Origin of the sequence: Aminobacter sp. J41 (genome assembly GCF_000526635.1) — a bacterium.
Classification (GTDB): domain Bacteria; phylum Pseudomonadota; class Alphaproteobacteria; order Rhizobiales; family Rhizobiaceae; genus Aerobium.
In genome coordinates this window covers 18,550-38,470 of sequence record NZ_JAGL01000030.1, presented here as the reverse complement: position 1 = coordinate 38,470, position 19,921 = coordinate 18,550, and the positions used below count along the sequence as shown (strand labels likewise).

The window sequence follows — 19,921 nt, the reverse complement described above, 5'->3', positions numbered from 1 at the left end:
CTGATATCTCTTAGCGGTACGGGTAGCCGGCCTTTTCCTGGTCGGCAGCGTACTTCTTGAAGATCTTTACGACCTTGCGCGCGCGCTCGGATTCGCCCGCGATCTCGTCCCAGAAGCTCTCGGCATCCTTGACGATCTGTGCCCACTCTTCCTTCGGAAGCTCGGTCTGCTCCAGCTTCTCGCCGTGGACGCGCAGCTGTGCCTCGCCGCCCCAGTACCAGACGTTGCGGTAGTAGTGCGACTGGTCAATCGTCGTGCGATAGAGCTGCTGCAGGTGCGGCGGCACCTTGTTCCAGCTCTCGGTGTTGACGAAGTAGGAGCCAAACCAGGCGCCGGTGACCGAGTTCGACAGCGCGTACTTGCACACGTCCGCCCAACCCACTTCATAGGTCTCGGTGAAGCCGCACCAGGCAACGCCGTCGAGGTCGCCCGTGCGCAGCGCGACTTCCACGTCGTCCCATGGACGCGGCTGTTGCCATCGGCCGCCTGCGCCGCAAGCCCGGCGCGCAGGGAGGAAGGCTCTCGTCAGGAGCGGACGATCGCCGATGCGATCGCTTCCGGCCCCTGCCCCGTCAGATCCTTGGCAAGACTTCCCACCACCCTCGCGGTCAGCACGTCGTGGAAGCGGCGGCGCATCTCGCCGAGCGTGCGCGGATCGGCAACAACATAAAGCTTCTCAATGGCACCGGCGAGCGCCTGCCGGTTGAGGTACTCGGCTGCCGCGGCGGCGAAATTGTCTTCCTTCAGCCGGTTGTCGTCCGGATTGTTCGCGCCGGTCCGGTGATGATTTCCTGATCCTGCATTGGCAGGCTGCAGTTCCGGCTCAGGCAGGGAGGCCAGCTCGACCTGCGGCTCGTGGCCCTTGTTCCGGAACAGTCGAAGCTTTCCGCCGTCAACCACCGCGACCGTCGTTCCATTTGACAGGATCATTGTCTTCCTCTTCTTTTGTCCGCTTGTTCAGCGTGGGCGCAAATTCCCTGCGGGCGGCGCCCTTCCCGGACGTCCCAAACTCTAGATCACGTAGAGGGAGCCGGCTTTGACGGTCGTCAAAATCGGCAGTGCGAATGCGTGATTAACACGGTGCCTAAGAGGATTAAGTTTCGGAATTAAAACAAGAATTTTCCTACCGGTCCATTTTTGACGGTCATCAATGAACGAAGAGGTTAAAGGCGGTTTGCTAACCTTGCTGCCGGATCGAGCATATCAGCGAAGCAGAGCCAACGAAGAGTCGGCACGTGATCGCCTGAGTCAGCGACGACGTTCGGCAGGCAGGTTCGCTGCCTTCCGGATCGCGCCTCCAGAGAGATCCATCGGTGGAGTTGCGGAGGACGCGGACCTGAGGATGTTCGCCAAGAAAGGAGTCCTCCAATGGCTGATGATGCCACCAACATCCCCGTCAAGAAGCCTGAATCTCCTGCGAAGATCCACGACTGGGCCCCGTTCGAGAGCCTGCGCCGCGAGATCGACCGGCTTTTCGAGGACTGGCGGCTGCCGTCGCGCTTCCTCGGCTTCGAAGTGCCGCGTGTAGCGAACGCCAACTGGCAGTTCGCCCCGGCAATCGATGTCGTCGAGAAGGACGATGCCTATGAGATAACCGCGGAACTACCGGGCCTCGACGAAAAAGACGTCGAGATAAAGCTCGCCAACAACACGCTCACCATCAAGGGCGAGAAGTCGGAGCAGCACGAGGACAAGCAGAAGGACTACTACTTGTCGGAGCGCCGTTATGGCTCTTTCCAGCGCAGCTTCCGCGTGCCTGACGGCGTCGACGCCGAGAAGATCGACGCCATCTTCACCAAGGGCGTGCTGACGGTGAAACTGCCGAAAACGGCCGAGGCAAAGGCTGAGAAAAAGATCGACATCAAAGCTGCATCATGACGGTCGAGCATCGGTGCGCCAGACCCCGCGCACCGATGTGACCTTTTTGGCGGCCTTGATCGATCAGCCCGAATCCTCCGGGCAGCAATCTGCCCTGTTCCCCTGCATCATCTTGAGAAGGCGAACGCCGCCGACCTTTCAGTCGGCGGCTTCGGTCTTTGCGTCGGCCCGTTGCAACGGCGGGAAGTCCTCCGGCGTGATCGTCTCGCGCTCCAGCAGCAGACGAGCGCCCGCCTTCAGGTCATCGATGCGCGAAAGGAGCAGTTCCTTCGCGCCCTTGCTCGCCTCGTCCAGCGCGTTGCGGATCGCAAGATCCACCTCACGCGCGGTCGCCTCCGAATAATCCTTCGGATGCAGCATCGAGCCGTCGCCAAGCCACTGCTGCTTTTCCTCCTCGAGGACGGGAAGGCCCAGCACCGAGTTCATGCCGAAGCGGGTGATGCACTGGCGGGCAACATCGGTGGCCTTCGCGAGATCGTCTGCGGCGCCGGTCGAGACCTCGCCATAGATGATTTCCTCCGCAGCACGCCCAGCGAGAAGGGCGATCATGCGCTCCTTGAGCTCGCTTACCGTGATCAGGAAACGGTCGTCGGTCGGACGCTGCAAAGTATAGCCGAGCGCACCGATCGAGCGGGGTATAATCGAGACCTTGTGGACCGGATCCGCCTTAATGAGCGAGGCGGCAGCCAGCGCATGGCCCATCTCGTGATAGGCGACGCGCTCGCGCTCCTCGGGCCGCAGCAGGCGGCCGCGCCGCTCGGTACCGGCTACGATGCGCTCGAAGGCGTTGGTGAAGTCCTCCATCGTCACCTCGTCGGCGTTGCGACGGGTGGCGAAAATCGCCGCCTCGTTGACGAGGTTGGCGAGATCGGCACCGGTGAAGCCGGGAGTGAGGCCGGCGATGTCGTCGATCTTTAGATCCGCCGCAACCTTCACCTTCTTCATGTGGACCTTGAGGATCGCCCCGCGGCCCGTGCGATCCGGGCGGTCGAGCACGAGTTGGCGGTCGAAGCGGCCTGCTCGGGTGAGCGCCGGATCGAGGATTTCGGGGCGGTTGGTCGCGGCGAGCAGAACGATCCCGACGCGGGGATCGAAGCCGTCGAGCTCGGTCAGCAATTGGTTCAGCGTCTGCTCCTTCTCATCGCCGCCGCCATAGCCGCTGAACGGCGTGCGGGCGCGGCCCATCGCGTCGAGCTCGTCGATGAAGATGATGCAGGGCGCAGCCTGCCGCGCCTGAGCGAACAGGTCACGGACGCGTGCTGCACCGACGCCGACGAACATCTCCACGAACTCCGAACCCGAGATCGAGAAGAACGGCACACCGGCCTCGCCGGCTATAGCGCGCGCCATCAGCGTCTTGCCAGTGCCGGGAGGGCCGACGAGCAGGATGCCCTTCGGGATGCGCGCGCCGAGGCGCCCGTACTTTTCCTTGTCCTTTAGGAAGGAGACGATCTCCTGCAACTCGGCCTTGGCCTCGTCGACGCCGGCGACGTCATCGAAGGTGACGCCCGTCTGCCGTTCGACATAGACCTTGGCTTTGGACTTGCCGACATTGACCAGTCCGCCCAACCCCTGGCGCTCGGCAAAGCGCCGGAACACGAACATCCAGAAAACGAAGAAGATCAGAACGGGCACAACCCAGGACAGGAGCGTCGTCAGCCAGTTGCTGTCTGTCCCGCCCCGGACGTCAACGCCGGCGTTCTCGAATGCTTCCGCCGCATCTGAATCGACCCGGCTTGCGATAAAGTAGGCCTTGCCATCCTCGGGCTGCTTGAACTCGCCCCTAACCGTCGTTTCGGTGATGGTGACGGAGGCAACCTTGCCTTCATCCACCAGCCGCATCAGCTCGGTGTGGGACAGTTGCGCCACCTCCTGCGAGGCGAGCCAGAGTTGAAACAGGCCCATCACGCAGAGCGCGAAGATGAAATAGCCGACGTTGAACGTTTGCTTTCGGTCCACGGCAGTCAACCCTCGAGATTGCGCACGAAGCTTAGTGCCATGCCGATATGGAACTTTGGTTGACGGCGATCAATCTCGCTAACCGCGGGCGGGATCGAGCTCCAGCGCGGCGCGGATGGTGCCGTCGTCGTCCGGGTCGTCGGTGAGCTGGAAGCCGAGCTGGCGGCACATGTGCAGCATCGTCGTGTTGACGCTCAGCACCTGGCCTTCGATGCGCCTGAGGCCATCAGCCTTGGCGTATTCGATCAGCCGGTTGAGGAGCGCCCAGCCGAGCCCCTGCCCCTGCAGATCACTGCGCACCAAGATCGCATATTCGGCGGTCTCGTGGTCCGGATCGCTTGCCAGCCGCGCGACACCACCGAGCTTGCCCTCCTCGTCCAGCGCGACGAATGCCATCTCTCGGTCGTAGTCGAGCTGGGTCAGGCGGATTAGCAACCGATCGGAGAAGGCATTGACTGAGCCGTGGAAACGCAGGCGAAGGTCGGCTGCGGTCGTCCGAGAGAGAAACTCGGGATAGAGGTCTACGTCGGCCGGGCGGATCGGGCGAAGGTGGTAGCGGTGTCCGCGTACCGTCACGTCGGTCGCCCAGGAGCCGGGATACGGCCGGATGATCAGCTTCGGGTTGGGCCCCGGCTGCTCCACAGCGGCGGGGTCAATCTCAATACGCGCGTCAAGCGCGACAACGCCTTCGCTGTCGGCAAGCAGCGGATTGATATCGACCGCCTTCACGCAGGGGAAATCGACGATCAGCTGCGACAGCCCCTTCAGCGCGCCGATGATCGCCGCCCGGTCCGCAGGCTTGCGGTCGCGGAAGCCTGCCAACAGCCGCGCAATGCGCGTTTGGTCGATCAGCTTGCCAGCCAGAAAATCGTCGAGCGGCGGCAGCGCAATCGCCGTGTCGTCCATCACCTCGACGGCAACGCCGCCCGCACCAAACAGCACCACCGGACCGAACATGACGTCGTGGCTGAGGCCGAGGATCAGCTCCTGCGCCGTCTTGCGCTCGATCATCGGCTGGACAGAGAAGCCGTCGATAATACCGTCCGGCACATGCTCGCGCAGGCGCCGTTCGATCCCCTCGGCCGCCTCGCGTGCCTGGGCGGGTGTTTCGAGGCTGAGGACCACGCCGCCGACATCTGACTTGTGCGTCACGGTCTTCGACAACAGCTTCACCGCAACCTTGCGCGAGGTCTCAAGCAGCCGTCCCGCGAACTCTTCGACCTCCACAGGGGTATGGGCGACCAGCGTCTCCGGCACCAGAATGCCATAGGCAGCCGCCACGGCCTTCGCCTCTGGCTCGGTCAGCATGGTGCGGCCCTCGGCAGCAACCTGCCGGAAGATGGCGAGTGCCGCCGCGCGGTCGGTAGCCGCCTCGCCTGCGGCCGCTGGTACCCGCCGCACGGCCTGTTGCGACTGCGACCACCGGGTCAGATAGGCCACCGCGGCAGCCGCAGCCGCCGGAGTTTCATAACTGGCGACACCCGCCGCCTGCAGGATCTCGCGCCCCTTCCGGGCGGTCGCCTGGCCGAGCCAGCAGGAGAGGACCGGCTTGCTGTGGATCATTCCCTTCTCGGCCAGAGAGGCAACGGCCGCGGCCGCGTCGGCGGAAGATGCCATTCCCGTCGGGCAGTTCATCACCAGGAGCACGTCAACACCGGGGTCTGCCACGACCAGCTCGACGGCCGTGCGGTACTGCTCCGGCAGCGCGTCGCCGATGATGTCGACCGGATTGGCTCGCGACCAGTTGGACGACATGGGGCGATCGAGCTTTTCGATCGTCGCGGGGGAGAGTTCCGCAAGTTCAGCACCGAAATCCATCATCCGATCGACCGCCAGCACGCCGGCGCCGCCGCCATTGGTGACAATTCCCACTCGCGCCCGCTCCAGCGGCGAGAAGCGGGCAAGCGTTTCGGTGGCGTTGAAAAGCTCGGCAAGCTCGATGACGCGCACAACGCCAGCGCGTCGCAGCACGGCATCCACCACGCGGTCAACGCCTGCGAGCGCGCCGGTATGGGTCGCCGCCGCCTTAGCAGCCTCCGCGTGGCGGCCGGGCTTGATGGCGATCACCGGCTTTACCCGCGATGCAGCGCGGGCGGCCGACATGAACTTGCGCGGATGCGGGATCGACTCGAGATAGAGCAGGATCGCGCGGGTGTTCGGGTCGCCCGCCAGCATGTCGATGCAGTCGCCGATGTCGACGTCCGCCATGTCTCCGAGCGAAACGATGTGCGAGAAGCCGACGTCATTGGCGACTGCCCAGTCGATCAACGAAGCTGCCACCGCGCCCGACTGCGACAGGAGGGCGATGTCGCCGGGTTTGGCCGGCATGTGGAAGAAGCCCGCGTTGAGCTTGTGCGGCGGCAGCATCAGGCCAATGCCGTTCGGACCAATGATGCGGAGCAGATGGGGCTTGGCGGCATCAAGCATCTTCTGCCGCAGGCCGTTGGCCTTTGTGATGCCGGCGGTAATGACGACGGCGGCGCGCGTACCCTTCTCGCCAAGTTCGCTGACGAGTCCGGGGACAGTCGGGGCAGGCGTCATGATGACGGCAAGGTCCGGCACCTCCGGGATGTCCTTCACCGAGGCATAGCAGCGCCGGCCGGCCAGTTCCTGATACCGAGGGTTGACCGGCCAGATATCGCCCCCAAACCCGCCATCGATGATGTTCTTCAGGACCGCCGCGCCGAGCGACCCCGGCTTTCCCGAAGCTCCGATGACGACAACGGATTTCGGCTGGAACGCGTGGTTCAGGTTTCGGATCGTCACGGCAGTTCCTTCCCTGCGAGTCGTGAAATCGTGCTGTACCGAAGAGAGTTCTCCTGCAGCGGCGCCGGTCAAGCGCCGCTGCAATCTGTCTGTTAAAAAGCCTCAGTAGACCGGATCGCGGATCAGTGGGCAGGTCATGCAATGTCCACCGCCGCGGCCGCGCCCAAGCTCGGCGCCCGGAACGGTGATGACCTCGACGCCGGCCTTGCGCAGCTGTGTGTTGGTATAGGTGTTGCGGTCGTAGCCGATGACAACGCCTGGCTCGAGCGCAATGACGTTGTTGCCGTCGTCCCACTGCTCGCGTTCGGCGACATAGGCATCGCCACCCGTCTGCACCACGCGCAGCTTCCGCAGGCCCAGCGCCTCGGCAACAACGTTGGTCAGATGACCATCTTCCTTGCGCACGTCGATCTCGCCGTCCTTTTCGCCCGGCCGCAGCGAATAGGCGGTGATGCCGTCGACCACGTCGGCAAACAGCGTCACCAGGTCACGGTCGCAGAAGGTGAAGACCGTGTCGAGGTGCATGGAGGCGCGCTCGATCGGCAGCTTGCAGGCGATGACGCGCTCGGCTGCGCCCTTCCTGAACAGCGCGCGGGCGAGCTGGCCGACGGCATGCGGTGTCGTGCGCTCGCCCATGCCGACCAGAACCAGCCCCTTGCCGAGCGGCATCACATCGCCGCCTTCGAGTGTGGCATTGCCATGATCCTTGTCCGGGTCACCCCACCAGACGTTGAAGCCGGCATCGCGAAAATCCGGGTGGAAGCGGTAGACGGCGGTGATGTTGACGGTTTCGAGCTTGCGCGCGTTCCAGCGCATCGGGTTGAGCGTCACGCCGCCATAGATCCAGCAGGTCGTGTCGCGCGTGAACAGATGGTTTGGCAGTGGCGGCAGGATGAAATCCTCCGGTCGCAGCACCGGAGCAACCACGCCCTTGTGCTCGACGGGAAGTTCTGCCTTGTTCATGCCGCCCATCAGGATATTCGACAGCTGATCGGCGTCGATCTCCATCAGCATCGCCCTGAGGTCATCGGCAAGGCCAACGCCAACGGTGTTCTCGTTGACGCGGCGCTCAAGCAGCCAGCGGCGGGCCTCCATGTCCTTCATTGTTTCGGCCAGCGCCTCACGCAGGAACACCACTTCGGCGCCGCGATAGCGGATCGCGTCGACGAAGGTCATGTGCTCGATCCGCGCCTGCTTGACCCATAGCACATCATCAAAGAGCAGCTCCTCGCAGTTCGACGGAGTGAGGCGGGCAAGTGCTGCGCCCGGCCGGTCCACCAGCACCCGCCGCAGCTTGCCGACCTCGGAATGAACTCCGTAGGTGACGGACATTTTGTTCTCCTTCAGGCTGTGAGCACGGCGATGCTGAGGCTCGCCATGATGATGACGGTGAGTATGAGCAGCAGCGGCCACATGAAGCGCAGCCAGCGCTCGTAGGGCACACGCCCAATGGCGAGACCGCCCATGACCACCGCGAAGGTCGGGTTGATGAGGTTCACGATGCCGTTTGCGGACTGGTAGGCGGTGACGACGAATTCACGTCCGACCCCGGCAAAGTCGGCCACGGGCGCAAGGATGGGCATGGACAGGACCGCCAAGCCCGAAGAGGACGGGACGAAGAAGGAGAGCAGCACCTCGATCCAGTAGATGACATTGACGAAGGCAACCTCCCCAAGCCCCGCCACGGACAGCTCCGCCCAGTGCAGGATGGTGTCGCTGATGCGACCGGCGTCCATCACCACCACGATGCCGCGTGCGAGGCCGATGATGAGGGCAACGCCGAGCAGGTCGCGCGCGCCGCCCAGGAAGGAGTTGACGAAGTTCTCCTCGCCGGGCCGTGCGATCAGCCCGATCAGGATCGCCGAGGCGAGGAACAGGCCGCTCATCTCGCCCATCCACCAGCCGCCCTTCAACACGCCCCAGACCATGACGATGAAGGTGATGCCGAAGATTGCCAGAACGATCTTGTGCAGGCCGGTGAACTCGCCCGCGCCCGTGTCCATGCCCGAAAGGAAGTATGCCTCGTTGTCCGCCTTGCGATCGTAGACGATCGACTGCGTCGGGTCCTTGCGCACACGTTCGGCGTAGCGCATCACGTAGATGACGCAGGCCAGCCAGCAGAGCCCCAGAATGACGAGGCGCAGCACCATGCCCTGGGTAAAGGGCATGCCGGCAGCGTCCGAAGCGATGACCGTGGCGAAGGCGTTGACTGTGGAGCCCAGCACGCCGACACCGGCGCCAAGCAGGATGATCGCCACCGCCGTGACGGCGTCGTAGCCGGCAGCAATCATGATGGGGATCAGCAGCACGTAGAAGGCGAGCGTCTCCTCGGCCATGCCGTAGGTGGTGCCGCCGAAGGCGAACAATCCCATGAGTACCGGGATCATCCACTTTTCGCGCCCTTTGAGCGTTGTCATCGCATTGCCGATGCCGGCGTTGATGGCGCCCGTGGACGTGACGACGCCGATAAAGCCGCCGATGACGAGCACGAAGAGGGCAACGTCAATGGCGTTCGCCACATTGGAAGCCGGATCATAGAAGCCGCTGATCGGCGCCATGATGACGTCGAAAAACCCCTGCGGATTGGGATCGGTGGGGGCATAGGTGCCCGCCACCGGCACCTCGCGGCTGAGCGCGGCGTTCTCGACGCGCTCGTACTGACCGGCGGGGATGATCCAGGTCAGCGCAGCAACAGCGATGATCAGCCCGAACAGGATGGTGAACGCGGTCGGAAACCGAAACTTGCCTGATGTTGTGGTGTCGGATGCAGTCGTCATGTCGTTGCCAGCTCCTTCCTGACTGGAATCACGGTGAACGAAGACCGCGATGCGAAGCGTCATTGTTGGCAGGTGTCCGGCTGGGCGCAGATCGTCTCGATAGCTACAGAAACAGGGTCTGCATAAACTCGTCGGCACGGACCAACGAGCGACATCCAACCCTGCGGCTAAGAAGCTGTCTTTGATTCTGGATAAATTTCGCGGCGGCCGTGAAACGGCTCCGGATCTTGCGCGAGCGAAATTGACTACCGTCAAGGAACGCCGTGTCGGGCGGCTCTACGCCAAGCACATCCGGTTGTTCAGAAAGGATGCCGCCATGCGGCACATCAAGCTCGCCTTCTGGGGCGCTCTGGCGCTCCTCACCGCCTTATGGCTTCTCGCCGTACCCGACGTACTCCAGGCAGCCAGCTTCATGGGGCTGCGCGGGTTCATGGTTCAATACAGCGGCCTCCTCGCCATGTTCGCGATGAGCATGGCACTGGTGCTCGCGCTGCGGCCGCGCTGGCCGGAGCGCTGGTTCGGCGGACTTGACAAGATGTACCGGCTGCACAAGTGGCTTGGCATCACCGCCCTCGTCGTCGCCATCGCGCACTGGGTCTGGGGACAGGCTCCGAAATGGGCGGTGGCCTGGGGTCTTATGGAGCGAGGTACCCGCGGTGCTCGTCCGCCGATCGAGGACCCGATCAGGCAGTTCCTGATGTCGTACCGGGGTATTGCCGAAGGGCTTGGCGAATGGGCCTACTACGCATCTGTAGTGCTGATCGCCCTCGCTCTCATCAAGTATTTCCCGTACCGGCTGTTCTACAAGACGCACCGGCTGATCGCGATCGCTTACCTGGTACTCGTCTTCCACTCTGTTGTGCTGATGGAGTTCGACTACTGGACGACGCCGGTCGGCATCTTCATGGCAATCTCCATGATTGCCGGGACCTATGCCGCACTAGTCGCCCTGTTCCGCCGCGTCGGCGTTGCGCGGCAAGTGACGGGAACGATCGCCGCACTGCAGTACTATCCGGGCGTGAAGGCGCTTGAGGTCGTCATCGACGTTCCGCAGGGCTGGCCTGGCCACAAGCCTGGTCAGTTCGCCTTCGCGATGTCTGATCGCAGGGAAGGGGCGCACCCCTATACCATCGCCTCGGCCTGGGATGACGAGAACCGCCGCATCATCTTCGTTGCCAAAGAGCTTGGCGACCATACCGGCCTGCTGCGCAACAAGCTGAAGGTCGGGCAGGAAGTGAAGATTGAGGGCCCGTACGGCTGCTTCGACTTCGAGGACATCCAGCCTAGCCAGATCTGGATTGGTGGCGGCATCGGCATCACGCCGTTCATTGCCGCGATGAAGCATCTTGCCGAGGTGCGGTGCGATCACCGAGGTAAATCGCTGTCAGAAATCGACCTGTTCCACTCAACCAGAGAATATGACGAGGCGGCGATCGCCAAGCTGACGGAAGATGCAAAGGCAGCGGGAATTCGCATGCATGTTCTGGTCGATGCCCGCGATGGCCGCTTAAGCGGCGACCGCATCCGCGAGCTGGTCCCCGAGTGGCGCAACGCCAGTATTTGGTTCTGCGGGCCGGCGGGCTTCGGCCAGGCGCTGCGGCAGGACTTCGCCCACCACGGACTGCCGGTTGCCGAGCGCTTCCATCAGGAAATCTTCGCGATGAGGTAGCTCTTGCAGCTGAAACGAACTCCCGCAGAAAACAGATAAGGTGGCTGCCCGGAGTCCCGCCTCAACAGGCGGGGCTCGTTGTTCACATCGTTCACGTGGCTTATGGATTACGTAACTGCGGTCAGCTGTTATTCTCCGTTGCGAGCCGGTGTGACCCGGCACAGTTCGGCCGTCGTGATGTTTTTGAGCCGCCAGGCAGTCTAGCTGTTTCAAGAGGTATCGGGGGTGCCCGCGAGAGATATGCCAGGGTTACAGGGTCGACTCCTGCAGTCGATCATGTCGTCTCGCTTCGAGGGCAAGGCCGGATACGTGCTCGCAGTCGTGTGCGTGGCGTGCGTATTTGCTCTCCGGGTGTCCCTGCAAGCTGCCCTCGGCAACACCGCTATCTTCATCCTTTTCGTGCCAGCCATCCTGCTTCCGGCGATCGCGGGCGGCATCGGACCGGGGCTGCTTGCCCTCATCCTTTCCTTCTTGGGAGCGTCCTATATCGGCGGCTGGGCTTTCACGGCCGGACTGCAGAGCGCCGTGTTCACGGTTGTCGGCCTGACGATCGCCTGGATGGGCGAGATGCTGCATCATGCCCGCCGCGCCCTCGACAAGACCGAGGCGTCGCTAAGGGCCCAGCGCGAGCACCTGCAGTCGATCCTCGACACCGTTCCCGACGCCACGGTCGTGATCGATGAGCACGGACGGATCACCTCGTTCAGCCCGGCGGCCGTGCGCCAGTTTGGCTTCACGGAAGCGGAGGTTCTTGGCCGCAGCGTCAGCATCCTGATGCCGGAGCCATACCACCGCGAACACGATGCATATGTGAGACGGTACATCGCCACCGGTGAGAAGCGCATCATCGGCATCGACCGCGTCGTCGTAGGACGCCGCAAGGACGGGTCGACCTTCCCGATGAAACTCGTGGTCGGCGAGATGCGGTCGGGGGGCCAGCGATTCTTTACCGGCTTCGTGCGCGACCTCACCGAGCGCGAGGAGTCGGCGGCGCGCCTGCAGGAAGTACAGAGCGAGCTCGCGCGCCTTGCCCGCCTCAATGAGCTCGGCGAAATGGCGTCGACCCTCGCGCACGAACTCAACCAGCCGCTCGCGGCGATCGCCAATTACACGCAGGGCTGCGTGCGTTTTCTCCGCACCGTCGAAGACCCGGTAGCGGACCGTATTCGTGAGGCGCTAGAGGAGACGGTGAAACAGTCGCTGCGTGCCGGCGAGATCATCCGGCACCTGCGCGAGTTCGTCACCCGCGGACAGGCCGAGATGAAGCTCGAGAGCATGCGCAAGCTGGTCGAGGAAGCTGGCGCCTTGGCCCTTGTCGGCTCGCGCGAGCAGGGCGTGCGGTCGGTTTTCGAGTTCGCCCCGGAAAATCCGGACGTGCTGGTGGACTCCGTCCAGATCCAGCAGGTGCTGATAAACCTCATGCGCAATGCGATAGAGGCGATGCGCGCCTGCGAGCATCAGGATCTGCTGGTGCGCACCAGCGTCGAAGGCGGCGAGGTCATCGTCGAAGTTTCGGACACCGGCCCGGGCATTTCGGACGAGGTTGGCGCGCGCCTGTTCCAGCCGTTCGTCACCAGCAAGGCCGGCGGCATGGGCATCGGCCTCTCGATCTCCAAGCGGATCATCGAGGCGCATGGTGGAAGGATTTCTGCAAGCCGGAACGAGGCCGGAGGCGCGACCTTCCGCTTCTCGCTCCCGCTGCCAGTTGATGAGGTGTCGTATGCAAATTGACGACTATGTCGTTCATGTCGTCGACGACGAGGAACCCGTTCGCAAGTCACTCGCCTTCCTGCTGACGATGACGGGCTTCACGGTGCGGGTTCACGACTCCGCAACGAGTTTCCTTCAAGTGGCGAAGAATTGCGGCAATGCGTGCCTCGTCACGGACCTACGCATGCCCGACCTGGACGGCGTCGAATTGTTGAGAAAGCTGAAGGAGACCGGGGCATCGATCCCTGCCATCGTCATCACCGGCCACGGCGACGTGCCGATGGCGGTTGCTGCAATGAAGGCCGGCGCCGTCGACTTCATCGAAAAACCGGTCGAGGACGAGGTGCTGATCGAGGCGATCAAGCGCGCGGCGAGCCAGTTCGAGGTGCATGTCGCTCCCGTCGAGGATGCGGCAACGCTGCGCGCCCGCGCCGAAACCCTCTCCGATCGCGAGCGACAGGTAATGACGGCGGTCGTGGCTGGGCTGCCCAACAAGACCATCGCGCACGATCTCGGCATCAGCCCCCGCACGGTCGAGGTTCACCGCGCCAACATCATGTCGAAGATGCAGGCGCGTAACCTGCCGGAGCTGGTGCGCATGAGCATCGCCATGGGGCCGCTTGACTGAGCCCCCTCCCCGGCTGGCCCGGAGGAATCTCCCCTTTTTGACGGAGCGCAATGCGACTGGGCGCGCTCCATGGTTGAGTGCATCTGACCCCGAATTTTCATGGTGGGTGCTTTGAATGTCGGCGAATGAAGTCATCGTCGTTGCACCGGATGCGGCTTTCAGGCACTCGCTTGTCTTCGTGCTGGAAAGCGGCGCCTTCCGGGTTTCACCGTTCGCCGGCATTGATGAGGCGTTTGCATCGACCGGCCCGGACGGATTCCTGTGCGCGGTCGTGGATGAGGACGCCGTTGACGACTGGGCTTATGCGCGGGCACAGTTCGAGCGTTTCGGCCGACCGGTGGTGCTGCTGGTTGGTTCCCACCTTAAGTTCGCCGTCGGCCCGGAAAAGCTGGTGGCAAAGCCACTCCTTGGTGAAGCGCTGCTACAGGCGGTGCATGAAGCCGCCACCACTACGTAGTTTCCCTTAGTGATTTCCCTTACGGAAATAACCGAATTTCGAATTGCAGCATTTGGCGCGATTGTCCCTTCTAACAGGAAAGGGACGATCCATGACGACCATCGAAACATTAGGCCGTTCTTCGATTACCGATGACATCGTGATTGGCGATCATCGCCCCGCCAGGCTGCTGGACAACAGCCAGCCCATCACCTTCTTTCCCGCAGGTTCCGAGATCTACGCCCAGGGCGAAAAGTGCGGGAACCTCTATCAGGTCGAATTCGGTGCCGTGCGCGTCTACCGCCTCCTGGCGGACGGACGCCGCCAGATTTCGGCGTTCCACATGCCGGGCGAGATATTTGGCCTCGAAGGGTTCGGCACCCACCAATTCTTCGCCGAAGCGATCTGCGCGACCGGCATCCGCATCCTGCGCCCATCGTCGAGCGACCGGCTGGAACTGCTGCCGCTGGCACTTGAGAACCTTGCTCGGTCACAGGAGCGGCTTCTCGTGCTCGGCCACCAGAACGCCATCGAGCGCGTTGCAGCCTTCCTGCTCGAAATGTCCGAACGACAGGGCGGGATGAGGCTCGTCGAGCTGCCAATGCCGCGCTCGGACATCGCGGACTATCTCGGCCTCACCATCGAGACCGTGTCCCGAGTCTTCTCCAAGCTGAAGGCCAAGGGCGTAATCAGGCTGCCGAACCTGCGCAGCGTCGAACTGACCAAGCTGAAGACACTCCAGAACCTCGCGGCATGAAGGCCTGACGCATATTCAGGGAATAGGACCTTCGCTCAGGGCGACGGTCCCCAAGACAATCCATGTGGCAACCTATCACGACTGCGCCTTTCAACTGCGACCTGGAACTGGCTGTTCAGGATCGCGAGGAAATGCACACGCTGGTGTTCCCCTGCCAGCGCACCCTAACCGGATGGGTTGCCTCAAAGACGCGGCAAAGGCTCGAAGTATCGCCGACCCCCTGGCGACCATGGCAGGACTCTGCTGACGCTAGCCCGGAGACCCATTCCTCCGGTATCCAGAGCTAGTTCGCGGGAACGATCCAGGTTCCGCGACGGCCCTCTATGATGTCGACCGCATCCTCCAGCCTGCCAATGGCGGCTGGTTTTTTCATTTCGCTGGCAAAGGCAATCGCAGCCTCGACCTTCGGTCCCATCGAACCCGCGGCAAAGGAGCTGGCGGAAATTTCGTCAACGCGGGCCTTGCCGAGCGGCAGGGCGTGCGGCGTGCCCCAGTCGAGATAGACCGCATCGACATCGGTCAGCATCAGCAGGAAATCCGCCTTCAGGTCCCGGGCCAGCAACGACGAGGCAAGGTCTTTGTCTATGACCGCTTCGACGCCGGCAATGCTGCCGCCTTCAAGCGGGACGATCGGAATGCCCCCCCCGCCCGCGCAGATCACGATCACCCCGCGCTCAACGAGGAAGGAGAGAACTTCAGCTTCGAGGATTTCCAGCGGGCGGGGCGACGGCACCACCCGGCGCCACTTGTCGTTGTCCGGGGCAACTGTCCAGCCGCGCTCGGTGGCAAGCCGGTGCGCCGTCTCCCCGTCGTAGACTGGACCGATCGGCTTGGTCGGGTTGGCAAAGGCAGGATCGTTCGGATCGACCCGGACTTGCGTCAGCAGGGTTGCAAACAACCGGTCCTTCACGACGTTCGCCAGCTCCTGCTGGATAACGTAGCCGATCATGCCCGCCGACTCCGCATCCAGCACGTCGAGCGGCAGCGGCGAATGCGGGGTCGACGCCGCCTGCAGGGCAAGCAGGCCCACCTGCGGTCCGTTGCCATGGGTGATCACCAGCGAATGGCTGGCTTCGATCAGCCTGGCGAGTTCGGCTACCGCGCGCCGGACATTGGCGCGCTGGTTCTCGGCCGTCAGCGGCTCACCGCGTCTCAGTAGCGCATTGCCTCCCAACGCGACGACGATACGCATCGTCAGTTACCGATGGTGGCGACGAGGATCGCCTTGATGGTGTGCATGCGGTTCTCGGCCTGATCGAAGACGATCGAGGCTTCCGACTCGAACACCGCGTCCTCGACCTCCATGCAGTCGATCCCAAACTCGCTGTCAATGCGCCGGCCAACCTCAGTCTCGGTATCATGGAAGGCGGGCAGGCAGTGCATGAACTTCGTGTGCGGGTTGCTGGTCGCGGCCATCAGCTGGCGCGTCACCCGGTAGGGCAGCAGCAGTTCGATGCGCTCGCCCCAAGCGCTCTCGTTCTCGCCCATCGACAGCCAGACGTCCGTGTAGATGAAGTCCGCGCCGCGCACACAGGACTCGACGTCATCGTCCAGCCGGAACTTGCCGCCGCTGCGCTCCGCCAGACGCCGGACATGCGAGCAGAACTCGGTGTCCGGCCAAAGCGCGCGCGGCGAGGCGATGCGCATGTCCATGCCAACCTTGGCAGCGCCGATCGCCAGAGACCTCGCCACATTGTCCCTTCCGTCGCCGACGAAGGTGACGACAGTGTCTGACAGATGCTTGTGCGTGAATTCACGCATGGTCATGAAGTCGGCGAGGATCTGGGTCGGATGCGCCTCGTCGGTGAGGCCATTGTAGACCGGCACGCTGGAATAGGCGGCCAGCAACTCGACCTGATGCTGCGAGAAGCCACGGTACTCGATCGCGTCGTACATCCGATCGAGCACCCGGGCCGTGTCCCTGATCGATTCCTTGTGGCCGATATGGCTGCCGGACGGGCCGAGATAGGTCACATGCGCACCCTGGTCGTAGGCCGCGACCTCGAAGCCGGAGCGGGTGCGCGTCGAGTCCTTTTCGAAGATCAGGGCGATGTTCTTGCGCGCGAGCCGCGGCACCTCGTTGCCGGCCCGCTTCGCCGCCTTAAGATCGGCCGCCAGCCGCAGCAGGTACCGGATCTCATCACCGGAGAAATCGTTCAGGCTCAGTACGTTGCGGCCGTGGAGGTTGACAGGCATCGATCTGGTCCTCGCTCGTTCCAATCGGGTGTTTTGGAAGAGTGGGCCATGGCTGCTGGACCTGCCTTGACGGCCGTCAAAATTGCGCTGCGGTGTTCGGCCTTCAGAGGAACATGACCTCGTTGCGACCGGAAAACTCGATGACGAAGCCCCGTTTGCGAGCCGAAGCCGCGATCCGGTTCACCTCCCGCAGGTCGAGAAAGATCCCCGTATCAAGCGGCCGGATCTCCTGGTGAATTTCATAGACCGCGTAGACGGCCACAAGCGCGCGGCCGCGCTCAGAGGATGGAGCTACCTGCCATGTGCGCTCGCCGAGATAGGCAACGCGCAAATCGGCCGGCATCGGTGCTTCGTCGTGCAACGCGCCTTCCGGTTCAGTCCAGGGGTTCGTGTGATCTAGCATCTTCGTGGGGGAAACGCTGGTAGTTCAGGCATTCTTGCGAATGCTTGCCGGCGCGGTTCCGGGAGAACGGTCGGGTGAGACCGTCCAGACGCTCACATATGTGGTGCCTCGTTCCTGCCTGTGCTGATGAATCATGTCACTGCCCCCTCGCCGCGCGCGTGTCGCATACTCCTGCGAACGGGGTGCCGAATTGACCTTCGTCAACTGGCCGAACTACTTGCTGCTTTCACAGTATCCACGCTGTGGAACTGCGCTATTCGGTTCAGGAAGCAAGCTACGCTGGGTCAGGACCTGACCCGGTTGTTTCACTGGGAACCGGCAATGTCGCGCATGAAGGTCACGAGATCAGCGGCCTGCTGCGGATCGGGCTCAAAGTCCGGCATCACGGCGTGCTTCTTGAACACGGCGCCCTCCAGCATCTTCGCGAGCGCATCAGCAGGAATCCTTGCCGGAATTTCCCGGAACGGCGGGGCCTCCTTCAGCGGACTTTCATCGATCTGGGTGATGGCGTGGCACTCCGCGCAGTTCGCCTCGGCGATGCGGCGGCCGCGAAAGGCGCTTTCGACGGCATCATCCGCAGCGGCCGGCCCCGCCGTAGCGGCCATCATCAGGATTACGCGTCGCCACATGGCAATCTCCTCGGATTCGAACTCTACGGCCTACGAAACATGCACCGCGCTAATGCGAAGCTAACGCGTCAGTCTTTCGCGTGTCACCTGGCGCGCGCAGGGCCCGCAGCGCATTGAGGATCACTGCAAGGTCAATGCCTTCCTGCATGAGCGCGCCCTGCACCGGCGTGAGATACCCGGCAGCTGCGGCTGCCATGCCGAGGCCCGACAATGCCAACCCGGCGATTACGCTCTGCAACGCGATGCGGAGCGTGCGATGCGCGATCCCGAAGGCTTCCGCCACGGGGTAAAGCCTGTCCGGCAGGATGACCACGTCAGCGGCCTGCGAGGATGCGGTTGCGCCCCGCGCGCCCATCGCCACGCCGACCGTCGCAGTGGCGAGCGCCGGGGCATCGTTGATGCCGTCGCCGACCATCATGACCGGCTGCTGTGCCAGTTCCTCACGAACCACATTGACCTTAGTTTCTGGCGACGCCTGCGCCACGACGCGATCGAGCGGCAGCGCGGCCGACATGCGCGTGGCAGCGTCCGCGACGTCGCCGGTCAGCAGCACCATGCGCGATATACCGAGTTCGTGCAGGCGCCGAAGCGTCTGTGCCGTATCCGGGCGAAGCGCATCGCCGAAGGTGAATATCGCCGAAACCTTGCCGTCGACCTCAACATAGACGCGCAGGACCGCCTCGTCGCGATAGCGCTCCTCGCTCGCCGCGCACCAGCCGGGCAGGCTGTTGCCATTGAGGAGATAGTCGCGCGACCCGACTCTGACGCGGCGACCTGTGACCATTCCTGACAGCCCGGCCCCACGCGTCTCGCTGACGTTGTCGGGCGTCGGCAGCACAAGGTTTTTGGTGCGGGCAAGATGGGTGATGGCGCCTGCAACCACATGGTTCGAGACTTGCTCGAGCGACGCTGCCAGCATCCACGCCTCGTCCTCGTCGACCCCCGGCGCGTACTCCGCTTCGAGCAGTTCGGCGCCTCCCAGCGTCAGCGTTCCGGTCTTGTCGAAGATGGCGGTCCTGACCTTGGCCAGCGCCTCAATGGTCTGGCTTCCTTTCATCAGGACGCCAAACCGGGCCGCGCGCGAAATGCCGCCGATAAAGGCAACGGGTGCCGCAAGGATCAGCGGGCACGGCGTCGCCACAACCAACACCGCAAGGGCGCGCAGCGGATCGCCGGACCACCACCAAGCCGCGCCCGCAACCAGCAGCGCGACCGGCAGGAGGAGGAGCGCGAACCTGTCAGCCATACGTGTAAACGGAGCCCGTGCAGTCTGAGCAGCTTCGACCAGCCGAATGATGCCCGCATAAGTGCTTTGTTCGGCACGCGCCGTTGCCCGGATCGCGAAGGCGTCTCCCGCGTTGACGATTCCGCTGCGCAGAACCTGCCCGGCGTGACGGGTGACAGGCAGCGGCTCGCCCGTAAGCGCGGATTCATCCAGCCTTGCCTCGGGATCAAGAAGCTCGCCATCGACCGGCACAAGCTCTCCCGCCTGCACGATCAGTTCGTCGTCGATCTCGACCTTAGCAACCTGCACCGTTTCCAGCTGACCGTTGCGGCGTCGGTGCGCCGTGCGCGGCGAGCGGTCCTGCAGCGCCCGCAGGTCACGCTCGGCACGGCCACGAGCGAAATCCTCGAGCAGCGTGCCGCCCGAATACATCAGCGCCACGACTACGGCCGCCAGCGGTTCGCCCAGCAGCAGCGCGGCCGTCATCGACACGAGCGCGATCGCGTCAACACCAACTCGCCCGATGAGAAAGTCCCGCACGATCGAAACGACCAGAACGACGATCACCGGCACAGTGCCTGCCGTCCAGACAACGGTGGTGGTCATGCCGCCCCAAGCCGGCACCCAGCCGGCCGAGATAAGCAGGCCAAGGCACAGCGTCGCGAATGCAAGAAATGCGAGGGCCCGCCGAAATATTGTTTCTGACATGATGCGCCCCTTGCTCGGCAGTATGCGTTTCGCGGCATCGGCCGCGCAGATGCCACATTCTTCTATCTGGCCCGCCCGAGCGGCAGTTATCCGGCCGGGGAAAGTGAATACGTTCTAGGCGGCCTTAGGCGAATTGTTACTCCGCCGCATTGATCCACGACAACACGGCAGGCTGCCAGG

At 63.4% G+C, this 19,921-nt stretch carries 17 protein-coding genes; 6 read left to right on the top strand and 11 right to left on the bottom strand.

Annotated elements, in window-relative coordinates; translation table 11 throughout:
- Window positions 1–10: 10 nt before the first annotated feature.
- Both L630_RS0116580 and L630_RS0116575 read right to left on the bottom strand, forming a co-directional pair.
- Window positions 11–451, bottom strand: coding sequence for a hypothetical protein (locus tag L630_RS0116580; protein ID WP_024849353.1), 441 nt, complete (start codon window positions 449–451; stop codon window positions 11–13).
- A 74-nt stretch (window positions 452–525) separates the two neighbouring features.
- A complete protein-coding gene (locus L630_RS0116575; protein ID WP_024849352.1) occupies window positions 526–930 on the bottom strand; it encodes a host attachment protein in 405 nt (134 codons plus the stop codon).
- A gap of 438 nt (window positions 931–1,368) precedes the next feature.
- Between L630_RS0116575 and L630_RS0116570 the strand changes: the two genes are divergently transcribed.
- Window positions 1,369–1,878, top strand: a complete 510-nt coding sequence (locus L630_RS0116570) for an Hsp20/alpha crystallin family protein (RefSeq protein WP_024849351.1) — start codon at window positions 1,369–1,371, stop codon at window positions 1,876–1,878.
- A 138-nt stretch (window positions 1,879–2,016) separates the two neighbouring features.
- On the opposite strand, the gene ftsH is transcribed toward L630_RS0116570, so the two are convergent.
- The 4 genes from ftsH to L630_RS0116550 form a co-directional block, all read right to left on the bottom strand.
- On the bottom strand, window positions 2,017–3,837 hold the full coding sequence (gene ftsH, locus L630_RS0116565) for an ATP-dependent zinc metalloprotease FtsH (RefSeq protein ID WP_024849350.1): 1,821 nt from the start codon (window positions 3,835–3,837) through the stop codon (window positions 2,017–2,019).
- A gap of 78 nt (window positions 3,838–3,915) precedes the next feature.
- Window positions 3,916–6,603, bottom strand: a complete 2,688-nt coding sequence (locus L630_RS0116560) for a bifunctional acetate--CoA ligase family protein/GNAT family N-acetyltransferase (RefSeq protein ID WP_024849349.1) — start codon at window positions 6,601–6,603, stop codon at window positions 3,916–3,918.
- A 102-nt stretch (window positions 6,604–6,705) separates the two neighbouring features.
- Entirely contained in the window at window positions 6,706–7,935 is a 1,230-nt protein-coding gene (arcA, locus tag L630_RS0116555) for an arginine deiminase (RefSeq protein WP_024849348.1), read from the bottom strand.
- An 11-nt stretch (window positions 7,936–7,946) separates the two neighbouring features.
- On the bottom strand, window positions 7,947–9,380 hold the full coding sequence (locus L630_RS0116550) for a YfcC family protein (RefSeq protein ID WP_024849347.1): 1,434 nt from the start codon (window positions 9,378–9,380) through the stop codon (window positions 7,947–7,949).
- 241 nt (window positions 9,381–9,621) lie between these two features.
- On the opposite strand from L630_RS0116550, the gene L630_RS0116540 reads away from it, so the two are divergent.
- From L630_RS0116540 to L630_RS0116520, 5 genes are all read left to right on the top strand, one after another.
- A complete protein-coding gene (locus L630_RS0116540; protein ID WP_348602322.1) occupies window positions 9,622–11,049 on the top strand; it encodes a ferric reductase-like transmembrane domain-containing protein in 1,428 nt (475 codons plus the stop codon).
- 276 nt (window positions 11,050–11,325) lie between these two features.
- Window positions 11,326–12,780: a PAS domain-containing sensor histidine kinase gene (locus L630_RS0116535; RefSeq protein ID WP_245263774.1), complete on the top strand. Its 1,455-nt coding sequence runs from the start codon at window positions 11,326–11,328 to the stop codon at window positions 12,778–12,780.
- Window positions 12,776–13,387 (top strand): response regulator FixJ, encoded by a 612-nt coding sequence (fixJ, locus tag L630_RS0116530; protein ID WP_024849343.1) that lies wholly within the window; start codon window positions 12,776–12,778, stop codon window positions 13,385–13,387. The genes L630_RS0116535 and fixJ overlap by 5 nt, the downstream gene beginning before the upstream one ends.
- Before the next feature lie 115 nt (window positions 13,388–13,502).
- A complete protein-coding gene (locus L630_RS0116525) occupies window positions 13,503–13,844 on the top strand; it encodes a hypothetical protein (RefSeq protein WP_024849342.1) in 342 nt (113 codons plus the stop codon).
- A 91-nt stretch (window positions 13,845–13,935) separates the two neighbouring features.
- On the top strand, window positions 13,936–14,580 hold the full coding sequence (locus L630_RS0116520) for a helix-turn-helix domain-containing protein (protein WP_024849341.1): 645 nt from the start codon (window positions 13,936–13,938) through the stop codon (window positions 14,578–14,580).
- A gap of 283 nt (window positions 14,581–14,863) precedes the next feature.
- On the opposite strand, the gene arcC is transcribed toward L630_RS0116520, so the two are convergent.
- The 5 genes from arcC to L630_RS0116495 all read right to left on the bottom strand — a co-directional run bounded on the left by arcC (window position 14,864) and on the right by L630_RS0116495 (window position 19,741).
- A complete protein-coding gene (arcC, locus tag L630_RS0116515; RefSeq protein ID WP_024849340.1) occupies window positions 14,864–15,772 on the bottom strand; it encodes a carbamate kinase in 909 nt (302 codons plus the stop codon).
- 2 nt (window positions 15,773–15,774) lie between these two features.
- On the bottom strand, window positions 15,775–16,776 hold the full coding sequence (gene argF / locus L630_RS0116510; RefSeq protein WP_024849339.1) for an ornithine carbamoyltransferase: 1,002 nt from the start codon (window positions 16,774–16,776) through the stop codon (window positions 15,775–15,777).
- Window positions 16,777–16,879: 103 nt separating this feature from the next.
- On the bottom strand, window positions 16,880–17,137 hold the full coding sequence (locus L630_RS0116505) for a hypothetical protein (protein ID WP_024849338.1): 258 nt from the start codon (window positions 17,135–17,137) through the stop codon (window positions 16,880–16,882).
- Window positions 17,138–17,484: 347 nt separating this feature from the next.
- The gene (locus L630_RS0116500) at window positions 17,485–17,808 is read right to left on the bottom strand and encodes a c-type cytochrome (protein ID WP_024849337.1); all 324 of its coding nucleotides are present in this window, start codon (window positions 17,806–17,808) and stop codon (window positions 17,485–17,487) included.
- A gap of 49 nt (window positions 17,809–17,857) precedes the next feature.
- Window positions 17,858–19,741, bottom strand: a complete 1,884-nt coding sequence (locus L630_RS0116495; RefSeq protein ID WP_024849336.1) for a heavy metal translocating P-type ATPase — start codon at window positions 19,739–19,741, stop codon at window positions 17,858–17,860.
- Window positions 19,742–19,921 lie beyond the last annotated feature (180 nt).